Source organism: Chthonomonas sp. (assembly GCF_035294505.1).
Taxonomy (GTDB): Bacteria; Armatimonadota; Chthonomonadetes; order Chthonomonadales; family Chthonomonadaceae; genus Chthonomonas.
Map to the genome: position 1 here is coordinate 1 of NZ_DATGKU010000016.1, position 2,058 is coordinate 2,058.

Below are 2,058 nucleotides of genomic sequence, written 5' to 3' on the forward strand. Positions count from 1 at the left end.
GAAACGGTTCTGGCCGCTGAGGCGTTTATTGTGTCTTACTTGTTGAAGAAAGGGGGCTAGTGTGGTTAGTGTCCAGATGACAGCGTATCAAAGGAAACCGCCAATGAACTTATTGGTCTCCCCTCTCCCTGATAGGGGGAGTGGGGGTGGGGGTTGTAGAAGCAGACAGCGATGCAGCGGCCAGGGAACGAGATGATTAAGGAAACGGTGCTGGCCGCAAAGGCGCCGTCCGCGAGGACGCCCACTGCCAGGTGCCCCTCTCCCGAATCGGGGGAGGGGCGGGGGGGTGGGGGCTGTAAGGGGAGGCCTTGACGCCGAAACGCCGGTGCCACTGTCAACTTACTCTCAAAACAAAAGCCACATACAATCCTATTCCGAGGAAGTCAACACCTATATTCATTCTCTCATGCCATGGCGTGGATCCCTCTCTCGAAACCACATCGTAGGCAGGAATCGGCATCGAACAAGGAGAAGAAACACATAGGAACATCCAGACCGCTTTGGAGGATAGTAATGAGATTTGCGCTTTCATCTCTAGGCCTATGCCTACTTGTGAGCCTTATCGGCGCTGGCGCCGCAGAGGCAAGACGCCCCCCAACACCCGACCCTACTTATGGTTTGCCTATCCCTAAATCCGTTCGCTTCGCAACCTCCACGCAACAGCCGGTAAAGTGGATATGGGCAAATCATGTGGCGGATAATCAGACGATCTACGCACGGCGCACCTTTACGCTGGAGCGGGTACCTCAAAAGGCGGTTCTTTACATTACCGCCGACGACTTTTTCACGCTCTATGTGAATGGGCATGAACTCGATTACTCGGCCCCTCAACCCGGCAACGGTTTCGTATGGCGCCAGGTTCATGCCGTTTTGTTAACGCCGCATCTCCACACCGGAAAAAACGTGATCGCTGTACGGGCGCTTAATGCCGGTGGACCGGCAGGGCTTATTTGTATGTTGATGGCCGATAATAAGCCGATCCTTCGTACCGATAAAAGTTGGCGCGTTACCGAACAGACCAACCTTCCAAGTGATTGGATAGATACGGACTACGACGACAGCTCTTGGCCATATGCCACCGAGGAGGCCGCTTTAGGCGATGCACCTTGGAACGAGTTGGACGGATGGCCCGGCTACAGTTCGGATGTGCCCTACCTCGCCCACATCACTCTGCCCGTCGTGGGTGTGCTCGATGTACAACAGGGCGCCGGCAGCCTTCATGTGGATTCGAGCCATCCCGGCCACATGCAGGTGGTAGCTCCTCCGCAAGATTCCGGCCGAACACCGCCCTCTTTAGTCGTAGATTTTGGCAAGGAGGTTGCCGGCCGTGTACGCCTTATCGTAAAGGGAGACGGCATCATTCAAGTAGGTACTGGCGAATCGGAGGATGAGGCCGTGATGAAACCCTGGGGCGGCATCCATACCTTCGATACCCGCACCATGGTCTCACCGCTTTACACGCCTTACAGCGCGTTCCATTATGCCAAAATCACCTTCTACGCCCCTCCAGGCGCCTCCGATACACCGCTTACGGTGGACGTGTCGCTCGACTTCAAGTACTATCCCGTTCAATATAAAGGTTCGTTCGACTGCTCCGACCCCCTCCTCACGCGCATCTGGTATGTGGGAGCCTATACCGCCCATCTCTGCATGCAAGAGGACATTTGGGATGCTCCCAAACGCGACCGCGCGCGATGGATGGGCGACCTGCAGGTCTCCGGCCGCGTGATTGACACCGTCTTTGCCGACAAGTTCCTCATGGAGCAGACCATGCAGCGGCTTCGTGACGATGCCCAGGGAGGAAACCCACCTGCCGACCTGCCGAAAAGTCATGTCAACGGCATTCCCGGCTACTCCGCCGCCTGGGTGGTGGGGCTTACCGACTTCTATAAGCATATCGGCGACAAAGACTACCTTATGAAGCAACATGACCTGCTGGCCTCCATGATCGCCTATATGGAGGGCGACCTCGATGACGATGGGCTTTTTGCCAACAAACACGGGGCCTGGGACTATGTGGACTGGTCGCCCGATTTCAACGGCGACAGCCCGCTGGCT

At 56.4% G+C, this 2,058-nt stretch carries 1 pseudogene; it reads left to right on the forward strand.

Going from position 1 to position 2,058, the window contains the following annotated elements:
- Nucleotides 1-513 precede the first annotated feature (513 nt).
- Nucleotides 514-2,058, forward strand: a pseudogene (locus VKV18_RS00480) (hypothetical protein); the annotation flags it as partial.